Origin of the sequence: Mycobacterium sp. (assembly GCF_032159565.1) — a bacterium.
Lineage (GTDB): Bacteria > Actinomycetota > Actinomycetes > Mycobacteriales > Mycobacteriaceae > Mycobacterium.
Genome location: NZ_JAVHWR010000184.1, coordinates 91,283 through 105,751, shown reverse-complemented (window position 1 = coordinate 105,751; position 14,469 = coordinate 91,283). Strand labels below are relative to the sequence as shown.

General features: G+C 64.7%; 14 protein-coding genes and 4 tRNA genes. 11 read left to right on the top strand and 7 right to left on the bottom strand.

Features of this window, described 5'->3' with window-relative positions:
* A partial coding sequence (locus QOC76_RS25005; RefSeq protein ID WP_526361471.1) for a winged helix-turn-helix domain-containing protein occupies window positions 1-405 on the top strand: 405 nt, incomplete at its 5' end.
* Here the strand turns inward: QOC76_RS25005 and QOC76_RS25000 are convergent.
* Entirely contained in the window at window positions 366-1,682 is a 1,317-nt protein-coding gene (locus QOC76_RS25000) for a sensor histidine kinase (protein ID WP_526361469.1), read from the bottom strand. The two genes, QOC76_RS25005 and QOC76_RS25000, sit on opposite strands and share 40 nt — an antisense overlap.
* A gap of 478 nt (window positions 1,683-2,160) precedes the next feature.
* On the opposite strand from QOC76_RS25000, the gene QOC76_RS24995 reads away from it, so the two are divergent.
* Window positions 2,161-2,340, top strand: a complete 180-nt coding sequence (locus QOC76_RS24995) for a hypothetical protein (RefSeq protein WP_526361467.1) — start codon at window positions 2,161-2,163, stop codon at window positions 2,338-2,340.
* A gap of 650 nt (window positions 2,341-2,990) precedes the next feature.
* Here the strand turns inward: QOC76_RS24995 and QOC76_RS24990 are convergent.
* Window positions 2,991-3,063: transfer RNA gene (locus QOC76_RS24990), tRNA-Lys, on the bottom strand.
* A gap of 133 nt (window positions 3,064-3,196) precedes the next feature.
* Here QOC76_RS24990 and QOC76_RS24985 point away from each other — a divergent pair.
* From QOC76_RS24985 to QOC76_RS24970, 4 genes are all read left to right on the top strand, one after another.
* Window positions 3,197-3,269 (top strand) — tRNA-Glu (locus QOC76_RS24985).
* Window positions 3,270-3,305: 36 nt separating this feature from the next.
* A tRNA-Asp gene (locus tag QOC76_RS24980) sits at window positions 3,306-3,382 on the top strand.
* A gap of 75 nt (window positions 3,383-3,457) precedes the next feature.
* Window positions 3,458-3,531 (top strand) — tRNA-Phe (locus QOC76_RS24975).
* A gap of 841 nt (window positions 3,532-4,372) precedes the next feature.
* The gene (locus QOC76_RS24970) at window positions 4,373-5,458 is read left to right on the top strand and encodes a sulfite oxidase (protein WP_526361497.1); all 1,086 of its coding nucleotides are present in this window, start codon (window positions 4,373-4,375) and stop codon (window positions 5,456-5,458) included.
* Between the two features lie 382 nt (window positions 5,459-5,840).
* Here QOC76_RS24970 and QOC76_RS24965 read toward each other — a convergent pair whose 3' ends face one another.
* From QOC76_RS24965 to QOC76_RS24955, 3 genes are read right to left on the bottom strand one after another with little or no spacing between them, the layout of a single operon-like run.
* The gene (locus QOC76_RS24965; protein ID WP_526361465.1) at window positions 5,841-6,863 is read right to left on the bottom strand and encodes an acetamidase/formamidase family protein; all 1,023 of its coding nucleotides are present in this window, start codon (window positions 6,861-6,863) and stop codon (window positions 5,841-5,843) included.
* 14 nt (window positions 6,864-6,877) lie between these two features.
* Window positions 6,878-8,296, bottom strand: coding sequence for an amino acid permease (locus QOC76_RS24960; protein ID WP_526361463.1), 1,419 nt, complete (start codon window positions 8,294-8,296; stop codon window positions 6,878-6,880).
* A gap of 51 nt (window positions 8,297-8,347) precedes the next feature.
* Entirely contained in the window at window positions 8,348-8,791 is a 444-nt protein-coding gene (locus QOC76_RS24955; RefSeq protein WP_526361495.1) for an SRPBCC family protein, read from the bottom strand.
* Between QOC76_RS24955 and QOC76_RS24950 the strand changes: the two genes are divergently transcribed.
* The 5 genes from QOC76_RS24950 (at window position 8,792) to QOC76_RS24930 (ending at window position 13,180) form a co-directional block, all read left to right on the top strand.
* Window positions 8,792-8,953: a hypothetical protein gene (locus QOC76_RS24950; RefSeq protein WP_526361461.1), complete on the top strand. Its 162-nt coding sequence runs from the start codon at window positions 8,792-8,794 to the stop codon at window positions 8,951-8,953.
* Window positions 8,954-9,030: 77 nt separating this feature from the next.
* Window positions 9,031-10,389, top strand: a complete 1,359-nt coding sequence (locus QOC76_RS24945; RefSeq protein ID WP_526361493.1) for a cytochrome P450 — start codon at window positions 9,031-9,033, stop codon at window positions 10,387-10,389.
* Entirely contained in the window at window positions 10,386-11,306 is a 921-nt protein-coding gene (locus QOC76_RS24940; protein WP_526361459.1) for an alpha/beta fold hydrolase, read from the top strand. Before QOC76_RS24945 ends, QOC76_RS24940 begins: the two co-directional genes overlap by 4 nt.
* Complete coding sequence (locus QOC76_RS24935) at window positions 11,303-12,169, top strand: SDR family NAD(P)-dependent oxidoreductase (protein WP_526361457.1); 867 nt, start codon at window positions 11,303-11,305, stop codon at window positions 12,167-12,169. The genes QOC76_RS24940 and QOC76_RS24935 overlap by 4 nt, the downstream gene beginning before the upstream one ends.
* Before the next feature lie 6 nt (window positions 12,170-12,175).
* Complete coding sequence (locus QOC76_RS24930; RefSeq protein ID WP_526361455.1) at window positions 12,176-13,180, top strand: zinc-binding dehydrogenase; 1,005 nt, start codon at window positions 12,176-12,178, stop codon at window positions 13,178-13,180.
* On the opposite strand, the gene QOC76_RS24925 is transcribed toward QOC76_RS24930, so the two are convergent.
* Window positions 13,177-13,974, bottom strand: a complete 798-nt coding sequence (locus tag QOC76_RS24925) for an MBL fold metallo-hydrolase (protein ID WP_526361453.1) — start codon at window positions 13,972-13,974, stop codon at window positions 13,177-13,179. The two genes, QOC76_RS24930 and QOC76_RS24925, sit on opposite strands and share 4 nt — an antisense overlap.
* The gene (locus QOC76_RS24920) at window positions 13,974-14,447 is read right to left on the bottom strand and encodes an ester cyclase (RefSeq protein WP_526361451.1); all 474 of its coding nucleotides are present in this window, start codon (window positions 14,445-14,447) and stop codon (window positions 13,974-13,976) included. The genes QOC76_RS24925 and QOC76_RS24920 overlap by 1 nt, the downstream gene beginning before the upstream one ends.
* Between the last annotated feature and the right edge of the window lie 22 nt (window positions 14,448-14,469).

The following is a 14,469-nucleotide window of genomic DNA, read 5'->3' as shown; positions in this document are numbered from 1 at the left end:
GACGATTACCTGGTCAAGCCCTTCTCGTTCGTGGTGCTCGTCGCTCGACTGCGGGCATTGATACGTCGCGGCGCACCGCAGCGTCCCGTCGTGATGACCGCCGGCGATCTCGTCCTCGATCCGAGCCGGCACCTGGTGACCCGCGCGAGTGTGCCCATTGATCTGAGTCGCCGCGAGTTCGGCCTGCTGGAATTCCTGATGCGCAACACCGACGCAGTGTGTACGAAGGCCCAGATTCTGCAAAACGTGTGGGACGAGAACTTCTCAGGTCCCGAAAACGTTGTCGAGGTCTATATCGGTTATCTGCGACGCAAGATCGATGTGCCCTTCGGTACGAACACAATCGAGACAGTTCGGGGAGTGGGCTACCGCTTGGAATCGGGCAACTTGGTCAGCGGCAACTGAACCGTGACCAATGCACCCCCTCCGGGGTGCTCACCGATTGTGACAATTCCACCGTGCGCAGTAGCGATTTCGGCAACTATAGCCAAGCCCAGCCCAGTGCCACCGGTGGTGCGCGCACGGTCGGTTTCCAACCGGACGAACCGGTCGAAGACTCGCACTCGATCGCGTTGCGGGATACCGGGGCCATCGTCGGCGACAGTCAGGATCGCGTACTCCCCAGAAGGGCGTACGGTGAACGCGACGCGTGAACGGGCATGCCACACAGCGTTTTCCAGCAAGTTGCGCACCAGTCGGGAAATTGCCGCGCTGTCCGCGCTCAGCTCGGTCGGCTCGGCACAGACATCGATGTTGCAGTGTCCGATCCGACGCTGGCGCACCACTTCGCCATTCACGATGTCATCAAGCCGGACAGGCTCGCGGTGCATCGCCAGTCGGCCCTCATCAGCGCGAGCCAGTAAGAGTAGGTCCTCCACGAGGACCCGCATTCTTTCCGCTTCAGGCACAAGGGTGCTCGCTGCCAGCTGGAGATCGAAGATCTCCGGGTGAACCACCGCGACGTCAAGTGCCGAGATGATCGCCGTCAACGGGCTTCGTAGCTCATGGGACGCATCTCCGACGAACTGGCGCTGTGCCGCGTGGCCGCTTTCTATACGAGCCAACATATCGTTCATCGTGGTGGCCAACGCCGAGATTTCGTCGCGAGTCGGTGGAACCGGCACTCGCTCCGTTAAATCAGATGTGCTGATCTCAGCGACCCGAGCCCGGATTGCGTCAACAGAGCGCAAAGAGCGTCGCATCAACCGATAGGTGGCGATGGCGGCGACCGCGACGACGAACGGACACGCGCCCGCCAGCAAGAAAAGCGCAGTCCGCACCGTAGACTCTGCGCTCTCAATATCCCCAGCGACAAGAACCGTGTACAGGCCGAAGTTGGTATCCACCGTGCTTCCGCTGACGCGCTGATCATTGTCGGGTGGGGCATTATCGGTGATCCCCTCGCGCAAAGTAGGACCGACCAGGCTGGTCGCCACCAAAGGAGAAGCCGGCGCACCATCGGAGTGCGCGAGGATGTTTTTGTGGCCGTCGAGTACCTGCACGGCGACGATTCGTTGGTCAGTGTCTAGCAGCGGGGGGTCCAAGTCCGCGACGGAGTCGACTTTCAAGCTCGCGACGATGTCGCCGACGCGACGCGCAGCGGCGTCATCCACGCCCGATAAGAGCGCGTGATAGAGCGCAATGGTCAAGGCGGCACCGGCTGCCGCCAGCGCGATGAACACGACCGCACCGGCGATGAAAGCCGAACGTGCCGCGATGCTCCACGGCCGTGCGGTCACCTCTGAAACCGCGCGCCGCGCGGCGGCCGGTGACCCGTCGCTACCGATTCCCGTGGAAATGCCTTCCAACTAGAGCGGAACATCGGCGCAACCCCCGCCGACGACGCTGAGCGTAGACGGCAGCCGAACTCATCGAGAATTGTTCGGGCAATTGCTTGAAGGTCATTGTCTGCAGGTCATTGTCTGCAGGTCATTGTCTCGGGAAGAAGTCCCGTGCATGATCGCTCGGTTTCTGGAGGCGGCACAGCGACGAACCCGCCACCAGCCCCTAGGCCGCCGGTGCGACGGTCGCACTCGAGTAGCCTCCTGGCGCCACGCGAGGTCAGCAAGCGGTGTCGCCTGGTCGTGGCGGCAGGACAGCCGCAGTCGCGCCGGGGGCTCGGAGCGCAGGAAGCCGCGGAAGTTCAGTGAGTCGGTTCGGGTGGGCGACGCGACTGCAGGGCAGATGAACGCGTTGGTCCGCTCGATGCGGCTCGCACACGGCGCCAACATGCCCCGAGACGGCCGCACACTGCTGCGGGGTGCGCTGCAGATCGCCGTTCTGGACGATGTGCTTGGGGCGGGCGAACCCGGTCGCACAGGTGAGCCGGATCGAGCCTGACCGCAAGCCGAAGGGTCCCCCGCCTTAGACGCGGTTCAATTGCGGAACCTCGTCGGCAATCTGCGCTCATCAACAGACTGCCGAGGCTGATCTGGTCGACCCGACTGTCGTTTCATCGCCACCGGACTGTGACGATCGGAGCTGCTGGCGCTGCGACGGGAGGATTTCGACGAGGACGCCGGAACGATCACGGTATCGGGAAAGATTGCCCGGATAGTGGGGGAGGGCCTGCGACGGTTAGATATCGGGACGACCGACTCCTCGGAGCGCACGTTCCCGTTGCCGGAGTTCGCCCGTAAGGCGCTGGTTGAGCGGGGGGGACGTCCGTTCTGGGTGAGCAACGGATGATTTTTCCGTCAACTGCAGGCACATGCCGGGATCCGGACAATTTCCTTAGCAATGGCGAAGGGTTCCGTGACTACTTAGGCGTGCCGGACATTACGTCGCATTCGTTCCGCAAGTCTGTCGCCACAATTATCGATGATGTTGACGACAGATGACGCTGGCCTCTCCGCGCGGGTCGCGGCCGATCAACTCGGGCATGCCAAAGTGTCGATGACGCAGGACCGCTACATGCGCCGCGGCAATCCATACAGAGGTAGCGACCCTGATGGATCGCACCATAAACGATGAGTGCTCTCACCGATCTGTGCCCCCACCAGGGCTCGAACCTGGGACCTGCGGATTAAAAGTCCGTAGCTCTACCAACTGAGCTATAGGGGCATTGTGGATCTGGACCCCAGAAAGGATACTGCCTCGGGGCCGGCATCTCGTTTGAGCATTGGGGTCCCGGTACCCTAAGCTATCGAGGCTCCCAGCGTCACGGCGTTGCGAGTACCCCGGAGAGATTCGGCTGGCCCCCTTCGTCTAGCGGCCTAGGACGCCGCCCTTTCAAGGCGGTAGCGCGGGTTCGAATCCCGTAGGGGGTACACGCTTCGCGTAACGCGGAGAAAGATGTACTGCAAGGCCCTGTGGCGCAGTTGGTTAGCGCGCCGCCCTGTCACGGCGGAGGTCGCGGGTTCGAGTCCCGTCAGGGTCGCCACGGCAGCGAGGCACGTCGCGCGAGGAGCGAGAACTCATCGCGCACGCGAGGAGCGAGAACGCATCGGTGCCGCCGGGCCAGGTAGCTCAGTTGGTACGAGCGTCCGCCTGAAAAGCGGAAGGTCGCCGGTTCGATCCCGGCCCTGGCCACCGGTATTAGCTCAGATCAGGTAGGCCAGTCGACGCGACCCCGATGGTCGGCCTGACTCGAATCTGTATATAGATCCTTGTTAGCTTCGTGTCCCGACCTCAGCGCCAAAGTCCGCCGCGGATACGAAGATAACGGGAGATTGCGCATCTAGCCGCGGTTCGGCACTAGGCCGATTGCGAAGATCGACCACGGATCGGATCACTGCTGCAGGCAAGAGCGTATTTCTCGCTCCGGCAACTTGTTCGAATCAACGGGAACTGTCACGGTTTTCCGGCAAGTCATTCGGCCCGGACTGTGGTGAGCACTTGGTCGCACTCGCCGCATCAGGTCGCGCTCGCCGGTGCAGTTTGTAACCGATTGACGTCCCGGTTGATGATGCGCATCCGCAACGGTCTCGGTGCCCGCTACCTCGGGCAGGCTTATGGCGGGCCGGGCATTGGCGCGATATGCCGCGAAGGCTGAAAGCCGTCCCACTTAGGGTCATACCCGAACGGCGAGGGTCGTAACGATCACCTGTCCGCTCATGCGGTCCGATGATTGCTTGTCGGGTTGGGCGTGTCTTTGCTGCCAGCGCTGCTTCAGTACCGGTCAGCATGAGTCCGAGGATTACCGTTACCGCCAGCCCGAGACGGGCGCTCGCGGCGATGTGTCGCCCCGGCATCGGTGCCAGCCTGTCGTTGTGAGTGGATCATCTACGTGCCGGCCACAAGGCCACCTTGTGGACCGCGACGGTCGGCTCGGCGGGCGACGAACCATCAAAGACATAACCACCCGACCCGGAGACGCCCCCGGGTGACGAAGTTGACAGATGAGTTGGATGACGTCCAGAGGTCCAACCAAATGTGGGGTAAGCGCCCCGACATGATTTTGCGTGGCCGGGCGCCGTTCAATGCGGAGCCACCCGCTTCGGTGTTGGCTGATGGCGAGATCACCGCGCTGGACGCCTTTTACAGCCGCAACCACGGCCCGTTTCCCGACATCGCGCCCGAGCAGTGGCGACTGACCATCGGAGGCGCGGTCGACACGCCGCTCGAAGTGACCTACGACCGATTGACCAGCCAGTTCACTGCCCACTCGGTGGTGGCGACCCTGGTCTGCGCCGGCAACCGGCGCGCTGAACTGCTCAAGGTGCACCCGATACCGGGCAAGGACCCGTGGGCCCACGGCGCGATCTCGACCGCCGAATGGCGCGGAGCCAGGCTGGCCGACGTCCTCCACGTCGCTGGAGTCCACCCTGCCGAGGGCTTGCACGTCGCGTTCGCCGCCCCCGACGTCGCCCCGGAAGCCGTCCCCGTGCAGTCCTACGGCAGCTCCATCCCGCTTACCAAGGCGCTGTCGGCCGAAGTGCTGCTGGCCTGGCAGATGAACTCGGAACCGCTGCCCCGAGCCCATGGCGGCCCGGTCCGGGTGGTGGTGCCCGGATATATAGGGGCCCGCAGCGTCAAGTGGGTCACCGCCATCACCGTGCAACCCGTCCCGTCGCGAAACTACTTCCAGGCCCTCGACTACCGGCTCCTTCCACCGGACACCGACCCCGACACCGCGGCTCCGGGCGAGGGTATTTCGTTGTCGTCGCTGCCGCTCAACTGCGACATCCTCGTCCCCGGCGACGACGAAGAGATACCCGCCGGCCCGCTGACCATCCGCGGGTGGGCTCTGGCCGGCGACGGCCGCACCGTAGCGCGCGTCGACGTGTCCCTCGACGACGGCCGCAACTGGCAACAAGCCAACCTGGAACCTGCGATCAGCCGGTGGGCCTGGCGGCAATGGTCTATCACCGCAGAAACCCAACGCGGACCACTCAGCGTCACCGCCCGCGCGTGGGACGACACCGGCGTCACACACCCCGAATCGCCGGCATCGCTATGGAATCCGCGCGGATACGGCAACAACGCCTGGGCCCACGTCACAGTGTCCGCGCGATAAGCATCCGTGGTCCGACAGATCGGTTCGCGTAAATCCGTCAGCCATCCAGCTCGGCTAGCTACCCCATGGTGCGGACGTAGCGCTCAAATAGATCTTCGCCGTGTCACCGCTAGCCAGCTTGAATGAGAAATTGGTCGAATTATCCGTAACGCCAACGTATTCAGCGGTCGGGCCGAATGAAGCGAGTTCTACGTTGAGTCTTCGGCGTTCGATGCTTGCTCCGCCTGCCATCGCCATTGCGACGATCCCGTCCGGTGCGGGTATCTCACGGCAATTGATCGAGACGGCAACGAATGGCGAATGCGTTCTGAATTCCACCGAGATTTAGGTCGTCAGGAGAGCCGGGAACGACCATGGGACAGCCGACAGCCCTGGCCACCACCTACCAGAGCCGCGAGAAGCTCTTGCGGTAATCGTCTGCAATAGCGCTGAGCCGGTTGTGAATCCCGCCGTATGCGGCCGTATCGAGATAGCGCTTCGGGAACTTGGCAACGAAGGTGTAGTTGGGGTCGCACACGTTGGCCACCGGAGAGACCCCGAGCTGGCTCACCAGCTGATAGGCGTCCATCACGTCGATGCTCAACAGCTCGCTGACCCAGCCGAGCAGATCTTTCTGGCTGATCCTGAAAGCGTCCTCCAGCGGCCGGATCGAACCCGTACTCATCACGAAGTCCTGGTTCTCCAGCCGCGGCCAGCCGAGCGGCTCGGCACCCTTGATCACGTCGACGGTGATGGTGGTGCGCATCGCCGACTCCAGCCCGGTGCCGGTCACCTCGCCCTCGCCCTGGCGGGCATGGCCGTCACCCAGCGCCAGCAGAGCGCCGGGCACGCTTACAGGAAGATAAAGCGTTGTGCCTGCCCGTAATTCCGGAGTATCCATGTTGCCGCCGTACACCGACGGCACGAACACCAACCGGCTCTCGCCGAACGGCGGCGCCACCCCGACTGTGCCATGCATCGGGTCAAGCGGCAGCGTCACCTGTAAGTCGGACCGCACCGCCCGGAATGTCGCCGTCCACTTTTCGACATCGATGTCGTAAAACCACACCAACTCCGGCAGCGCGTCGTGCAGGAGGGCCGTCTCATGGGTGCCGGACAAGGCGCCGAAGTGCGGGAAAAGCGATGACACCGCATATTGGCGCGCCGGGATGATGTCGATGAAGTGCACGGCCAGGATGTCGCCGGGCTCGGCGCCCTCCACGTGGATCGGTCCGGACACGGGGTTCATGTCCTCGAACTTCACTACTTCACTGGGGATGTCGCCGGGACGTTGGACGCGGCCGCCGAAGCAGTCCTCGGTCCCGACGCGCAGCACGTCGCCGGCCTTGACCGATAGTCGTGCCGGATAACCGCCGAATCGGTGTGCCCACTCGTCCGGACCGGGCGTGTACTCGATCAGATCCATGTCAATGAACGTCCCTAGTCGGATGCCGCAATTGTGGTGTCGATCCCGCGCCGACGCAGGACAACGCCCAGCACCACACCGATCGCAAGCCAAGCCAGCCCGACGATCTGTGCGCTGCTGCGGGCGTTGACGAGCACGAACACCAGCACCACCAGACCCAGCACCGGGCACACCAGGTGCACGAACCAGCGCCTGCTGTGCTGCTTGCCGATGTAGTACCAGATGACGGCCACGTTGAGGATCGCGAAGGCCGTCAGGGCACCGAAGTTCACCAGCGACGAGATGACGGTGAGTCCGTCGGGCAGCAGCGTCAGGTAGATGCCGAAAGCCAGCGAGACAACAGCGACCAACAGCGTCGCCGCGACCGGCACGTCGTGCTTGGGGTCGATCCGGCGCAGGAAGCTGGGCAGTTGCCGATCGCGGGCCATCGCGAACAGCAGCCGTGACGTAGCGGCCTGGGCAACCATGGCGTCGGCGAAACCCCACGCGATCGCGGTGGCGACCGCCGTCAGTACATACAGCCAGTGCCCGCCCGCGAAGCCGGCGGCGTCATAGAACGCCACACCTGCCGAATCCCCCTCGGCGACAAGCTTTTCGGGATCCTCAATAAGCATCGAGGCAACCCACGTCTGGACCACGAACAGCACACCGACCAGCATCAGCGCCAACAACATCGAACGCCCCAGCTGATGTGCGGTGCCCTTGTGTTCCTCGGCCAGCGTGGAGATGGCGTCGAAGCCGAGGAACGAAAGCGCCGCCACCGATACGGCCGAGAGCACCATGGTCAACGAGAACGAGCCCGAGTCGAAGAACGCCGAGAAGCTGAAGCCGCGGCCCTTGCCGTGCGCGACGGCGTTCAGGCCGATCACCAGGAAGATCGCGAGCACAATCAACTCGAGCACGATCATCACCCGGTTGATTCGGGCGGTGAGCGTGATACCCAGGTAGTTGATCACGGTGTTGAGCACCACGAAACCGACCAGCCACGCCCACGCCGGAACCGCGGGGATGGTCGCGTTCATCGCCAGCGAGCTGGCCAGGTACAGCAACGCCGGTACGAAGATGTAGTCGAGCAGCATCGCCCAGCCGGATAAAAAGCCCACCGGTTTGGCGATGCCGCGGCCCGCATACGAGTAGACGGACCCGGCGATGGGGAAGGCGCGCGCCATCTGCGCGTACGAGTTGGCGGTGAACAACATCGCCACCAACCCGATGCAGTAGGCCAGCGCCACCATGCCGCCCGAGAGCGAGAAGACGCTTCCGAAGATCGCGAACGGCGCGATCGGAACCATGAAGATGAGGCCGTAGATGACCAAATCGGCAGTGCTCAAGGAGCGTTTGAGTTCCTGCGTGTAGCCGAAGCGCTCGATGTCGGTCGGGCCCGCTTCAACCTCGTCCGCGGTGATGCTTTCGGAAGGTGAATGATCAGTCACCGAAGAGCCATACCCAGTTTGGCGTCGGAGAGACACCCTGCCTCGTCCAGGCTAAGCCCTCGCAGAACGTTTGGCCCAATACCGCTGACCGCCAGCCGGTATCTGACCGAACGCCGCCTTCACCGCAGGCGCGATCAGCCTCAACGGCAGAGCCATAGCGCCCTTCGGTTCGATCGCCACCACCCACGTGAACAAGGTGTCGGCACCATCGGCTTCGACGATGTAGTCCTCGGCGAAACGCTTGAACAGCGGCAGCGTCGACTCATAGGAGGCGAAGGAGTGGCGGCTGCCTTCCTCCCACCGGAAGAAGCGTTCGCGCATGGTCGCGCCGGCGAACGCGACGACCTCGCGCGTCGTGCCGATGCCGAACGGGCGCGGTGAGGTCCAGTTGACCTCCTTGGTCGCCGGACCCCATGCCGTGATCGACTCATCGGACGTGAGCTGCTCCCAGACCTGGGCAGGCGGAGCGGCAAAGCGTTTCTGGTAGGTGAAGATATGCGGGGCCGACTCGAAGAAGTCGGCGTCGGCGGATTCAAAGCGGATACCAGCGCGTCATGGCTGATCAGCATGCCGCATGAAGCGGTCCCGCGCGAGCAGACGTCGGACTTGGCCGACTTCGTCGGACGAGGCGCCCGGATCGCTATTAGGCACTTGTAGAAGAGGGGTTGTCGTTGGCGGTACGTTCGCGTACCGTTGCCGGTACCTCGGAGTACCACCACTACGGAGAGGACGGCATGGGCGAGGCGACGACGGACCCGGTGCGGCTGCCGCCCGGACCGCGAATACCGAAGGCCGTCATGGGCATCGCCTTCTTCGCCGCGCGGCACCGGGCGATCGCCGCGGTAGGCCGGCGGTACGGCAGCGCGTTCACGGTGAACCTGCCGATCTTCGGCGAAACCGCCGTCGTCAGCGACCCCGCGTTGATCAAGGAGCTCTTCACCGCCGGCAACGACGTCGTCGGCCGCGCGTCCAACCTCGGCACGGTCCTCGGGCCTGGCTCGACGTTCAGCCTCGACGGCGACGAGCACCGCGCCCGTCGCAAGTTGCTCGTGCCGCCGTTCCACGGCAAGCGGATGGCCGGCTACGAAGCGATCGTCGAAGAGGAAGTGTTGCGCGAAATCGAAAGCTGGCCCGAGGGCCGTGAGTTCGAGACGCTGCAGCCGATGATGCGCATCACCCTCAACGCCATCCTTCGCACCGTGTTCGGTGCTGCGGGCACCGCATTCGACGAACTGAGGGAGCTGTTTCCGCCGATGATCCCACTGGCATCCCGAATGGCCTTGATGCCTGCGGCTTTTCGGCGCGATTTCGGCCCGTGGAGTCCATGGGGGCGAGTGCAGAAAAATCGTAGGCGCTACAACGAGATCATTGCCGATCTCATCGCCGAAGCGCGCAACGACCCTGCGTTTGAAGAGCGCAATGACGTGCTCGCTCTCATGCTGGCGGCTCGGTACGAGGACGGCTCACCGATTTCCGACGATCACATCGCCGACGAACTCCTGACACTACTGTCGGCGGGCCACGAAACCACGGCGACCACGCTGGCATGGGCGATCGAACGATTGCGCAGGCATCCGCGCCTGCTGTCCCGGCTCGCGTCAGAAGCCGACGCCGGTGGCTCGGAACTGCTTCAGGCCACCATCTGGGAAGTTCAGCGAATCCGGCCGGTCGTCGAGGCCACCATCAGGGTGGCGCGCAAGCGATTCCGCCTCGGCGAGTGGGTCATACCCGAAAATCACTCCGTCATCGCAAGCATCACGATGTCGCACTCATCGGAGCGCAACTTCGCGAACCCGAAGAGGTTCGACCCCGATCGATTCCTCGGCGGCAATCCGGACACCCATACCTGGATCCCGTACGGCGGAGGCATCCGCCGGTGCATCGGCGCCGCTTTCGCGAACATGGAGTTGAACGTCACGCTTCGAACGCTGTTGCGCGAATTCGAGTTCGGCACCACCTATGCCCCAAGCGAGGGCGTTCACTCGCGCGGCGTCGCCACTGCACCAGCGCGCGGCGGCCGGGCCGTCGTCTACCGAAGAAAGGCGGGATCGACATCAACGACTCGCAGCGATTCCGAGCGGATGCCGGCATGACTTCCCAACAGGTGGTCGTCGACGTCGGCCGCGGCATCGAGTTGTGCTACGAGCAGATCGGCAACCCGAGCGACCCCCCGTTCGTGCTCATCGGCGGGCTGGGGCAGCAGTTGCACGGCTCATGGCCGACCGACTTCGCCACCACGCTCGCCGCCCGCGGCTATCACGTGACCAGGTTCGACAACCGCGACGTCGGCCGATCCACGCACATGGACTTCCCCCCGCCGAAGCCGTTCGCCATTCTGCGCGGAGGCAACCATCCGCGGCAGTACCACCTCGGCGACATGGCGCGCGACACCATCGGCCTGCTCGACGCGCTCGGTTATCGGGATGCGCATCTGGCCGGTATCTCGATGGGCGGGATGATCGCTCAGACCGTGGCCGCCCACTATCCGGGCCGGGTTCGCACACTGACGTCGATCATGTCCACCACCGGCGCTCGGCGTATCGGCCAGCCTGCACTGTCGACGCGGCTGCGGTTGGCGACGGCCAAGCCGCCGCGCACCCGAGACGAAGCGATACAGCGGGACCTCGCGATCTTCCGCCACATCGCTTCGCGAGGTTTCCCTTTCGACGAACAGCGTGTGCGCGAGAGGGCCTCTATCGGCTGGGAACGCGACCGCAGCAGCGCAGGCACGCCGCGGCAGCTTGCGGCCATCTTCCGGTCCGGCGACCGCACCGCCGAACTCCGCGACATCGATGTGCCGACACTGGTGATCCACGGCGACCGGGACAGGATGGTCAACCCGACCGGAGGCGCCGCGACGGCGCGTGCGATTCGCGGAGCACGGCTGGAAACCATCACCGGCATGGGCCATGACCTACCGAGCGGTGCATGGGGCCGCGTCATCGACCTGACCACCGAGCACGCCGCCTCGGCCCCCTTGATCCACACAGAAATGAAGGAGTCACAGTGAGCAGGTCGTCACGCCGGAGAGTCAGCGGCCGAACGGTCGTCATATCGGGAGCGGCGTCGGGCATCGGCCGCGGCCTGGCGCAACGGCTTTCGTCACACGGCTGCCCGGTGGCACTCACCGACATCGACGAGCGCGGCCTGAAGGAAACCGAGGCCGCCTTAACCGGCCCGACGCTGACGCGGGTCCTCGACGTGCGCGACGCCGACGCCCAGCGCGACTTCGCGGGCGAGGTGCGCGACTGGACGCCCGCCCCGCTGGGTGCGGTGTTCAACAACGCAGGCGTCGCCCTTGCCTCCAGCGTGCTCGAGGCTGATGCGGACGATGACAACTGGTTGTGGGACATCAACTTCCACGGCGTCGTCAACGGGACCCGGGCGTTCCTGCCGATCCTGGTCGAGCAGGACTCCGGTGCGATCGTGAACACCTCCAGTGTGTTCGGCCTGGCCGGCATGCCCAGTCAGAGTGCTTACTGCGCAGCTAAGTTCGCTGTCCGCGGCTTCACCGACTCGCTGCGTCAAGAACTGCGCGGCACCGGCGTGACCGCTGTCAACGTGCATCCGGGCGGAATCAACACCAACATCGTGCGCAACGCCCGATTCCGCAAGGACCCGGACGGGCGCGGTCGCAGCCACGAGCAGATGGTGGCTGAGTTCGCCGCGATCACCATGACCCAGCCCGCCAAGGCCGCCGAGATCATCCACCGCGGTGTCGAGCAGGGCAAGGCACGCATTCTGGTGGGACCCGATGCCTACGTCTTCGACATCCTGACCCGGTTGGCACCCACCCGTTACTACGACCTGCTCAGCGTGATCGAGGCGCGGCTGAGGGACCGCGCCAAGCGGCCTGCCGCCGCGACGGTCTGATCCGGCATGCGCGCCGTCGTCATCACCAAGCACGGTGACTTCTCCGTCCTGAAGGTTCAGGAGCGGCCGGATCCGCCGCCGCCATCTGCGGGACAGGTGCGGATCACGGTCCGGGCGGCAGGCGTGAACTTCGCCGATCACCTGGCGCGCGTCGGCCTCTACCCGTACGCGCCCAAGCCGCCCTGCGTCGTCGGATACGAGGTCTCGGGCATCATCGCGGCCGTCGGCGACGGCGTCGACCCCGCACGCATCGGCGAACGCGTCTTCGGCGGAACACGATTCGGCGGCTACAGCGAACTCGTGAACATTGCGGCGGCCGACGCGATCCCGCTCGCTGAATCGCTCAGCTTCGAGCAGGGTGCGGCGATACCGGTCAACTACGCCACCGCGTGGGCGGCGCTGCACGGCTACGGGTCGTTGCGCGCCGGTGAACGCGTGCTCATCCATGCCGCAGCAGGCGGCGTCGGGATCGCGGCGATCCAGTTGGCCAAGGCCGCCGGGGCCGAGATCCACGGCACGGCATCGCCGGGTAAGCACGCGCGCCTCGCCGAATTCGGTGTGGACCGCGCCATCGACTATCGCAAGGACGGCTGGTGGAATGGGTTGCCGCCCTACGACATCGTGCTCGACGCGATGGGCGGAAAGTCGCTGAAGCGTTCCTACGACCTGATCCGGCCCGGAGGCCGCATCGTCGCGTACGGCTTGTCCGCGATGCAACAGGGCGAGAAGCGCTCGCTGCGCACCGCGCTGCCGCAGCTTCTGCCGATGCTGCGCGGTTTCAATCTGGTCAAGCAGCTTTCGGACTCGAAAGCCGTCATCGGACTGAACATGCTCAAGCTGTGGGATGACCGGGGCACGCTGGAGCCCTGGATTGGCCCGCTCACCACGGCGCTCGACGACGGCGTCGCCGTCCCGGTCGTTCACGAAGCCGTCCCGTTCGCCAACGCCGGTGAGGCACATCGAATTTTGGCCGCGCGGGAGAACGTCGGGAAAGTGGTCCTGGTGCCCTAAGCAGTGGGCTCAGCGGTGGCTTTGGCGCGCTCGAACAGCTTCATATCGTGTGCGGGCGCGATGCAGAGGTCCGGCTCCGCCTTGTGGTAGAGCTCTGAGAGCCGAGCGTGGTTGTCCCACACCTTCTTCCGATCGAAGGCGACGGCGGTCTCCATGGCCCAGAGGGTGCGCGGCACGTCGGCGCCGTCCAGGGAGCCGTAGTGGTAGAACGCATCCCCGCAGTGCAGGACCCAACGATGTCCGGCGTCGACCGCGACGGCGGTGTGCCCTCTGGTGTGGCCGGGCAGCGAGACCATCACGATACCGGGCGCGATGTCATCGAGCTCCTTCGCCGCCGGAAAACCTCGCCACGCTTCGCCGTTCGGGCTGTGCTCGACGACGTCGCGCTCTCTCACCCACTGCTGGCGCCCGTATCTGACTTTCTCGCCGCGGGTGGGCGAGGCGAATGCCGCGACTGCTTCCGCGGCGGTGACATGGATGCGTGCATGCGGGAAGTCTGCCGCTCCTCCGACGTGGTCGGTGTCGAGGTGGGTCAGGACGATGTGACGGACGTCCTCGCGACGGAACCCGAGCCGGTCGAGTTGGTGTGCCGCCGCCTCGGTGGACTCGAACACCGGGCGGGTGACGAAACGGACCGGGCCCACCCGACCTTTCGGATCGGCGCAGTCGTCGATCCCGAAACCGGCGTCGACGAGGACCAGACCGTTGGCGGTCTCCAGCAACAGGACGTGACACACGCACTCGGGACCGCGAACAGGATGCATGGTGCCGCAGTTGAGGTGGTGGACCTTCATCACCTTGGGAACTCCTTGCGTGCGCCGGCATCGCCCACCAGCGCCAATACTTCACCGCGGCCGATCTGCGTCACCAGGCTTGCCGAATCGAAGTAGACACGCTCGTTGACGATGCGGTCGCCGTCGAAGAAGAACACGGCGATGATCGGCACCCGGAACGCCTTACCCGTCGGCGGAAGACCATAGAACTCTCCGAGATTCGTTCCCAGCAAGTCGAACTCGACGATCACGGCGTCATCGGTGACGTGATAGCGCACGTTGTCGTGACGTTGGTCCGGGAATGCGGTGCGGGTCATGCGGTAGTAACCCATCACCTCGTCGTCGCCGTCGAAGACCTGACCCGTCGGCATGATCTCGTAGCGTGGGTGCCCGTTGAAGGTGGCCAGGGTTCTGTCGAACTCCTGAGTCACCTCGGTGTCCATGTGTTCTGAGATGATCTCGAGGCGGCGCCGCCGCAGATCGTCGTCGAGCATCCGTCAACTGTAAGCCGACCTA

Excerpts from the sequence above, each read along its gene's own strand:
- QOC76_RS24970 (WP_526361497.1), top strand. The coding sequence starts at position 4,373 with ATGTGGGGTAAGCGCCCCGACATGATTTTGCGTGGCCGGGCGCCGTTC.
- QOC76_RS24965 (WP_526361465.1), bottom strand. The coding sequence starts at position 6,863 with ATGGATCTGATCGAGTACACGCCCGGTCCGGACGAGTGGGCACACCGA.
- QOC76_RS24950 (WP_526361461.1), top strand. The coding sequence starts at position 8,792 with ATGCGGGGCCGACTCGAAGAAGTCGGCGTCGGCGGATTCAAAGCGGAT.
- QOC76_RS24945 (WP_526361493.1), top strand. The coding sequence starts at position 9,031 with ATGGGCGAGGCGACGACGGACCCGGTGCGGCTGCCGCCCGGACCGCGA.
- QOC76_RS24940 (WP_526361459.1), top strand. The coding sequence starts at position 10,386 with ATGACTTCCCAACAGGTGGTCGTCGACGTCGGCCGCGGCATCGAGTTG.
- QOC76_RS24930 (WP_526361455.1), top strand. The coding sequence starts at position 12,176 with ATGCGCGCCGTCGTCATCACCAAGCACGGTGACTTCTCCGTCCTGAAG.
- QOC76_RS24925 (WP_526361453.1), bottom strand. The coding sequence starts at position 13,974 with ATGAAGGTCCACCACCTCAACTGCGGCACCATGCATCCTGTTCGCGGT.
- QOC76_RS24920 (WP_526361451.1), bottom strand. The coding sequence starts at position 14,447 with ATGCTCGACGACGATCTGCGGCGGCGCCGCCTCGAGATCATCTCAGAA.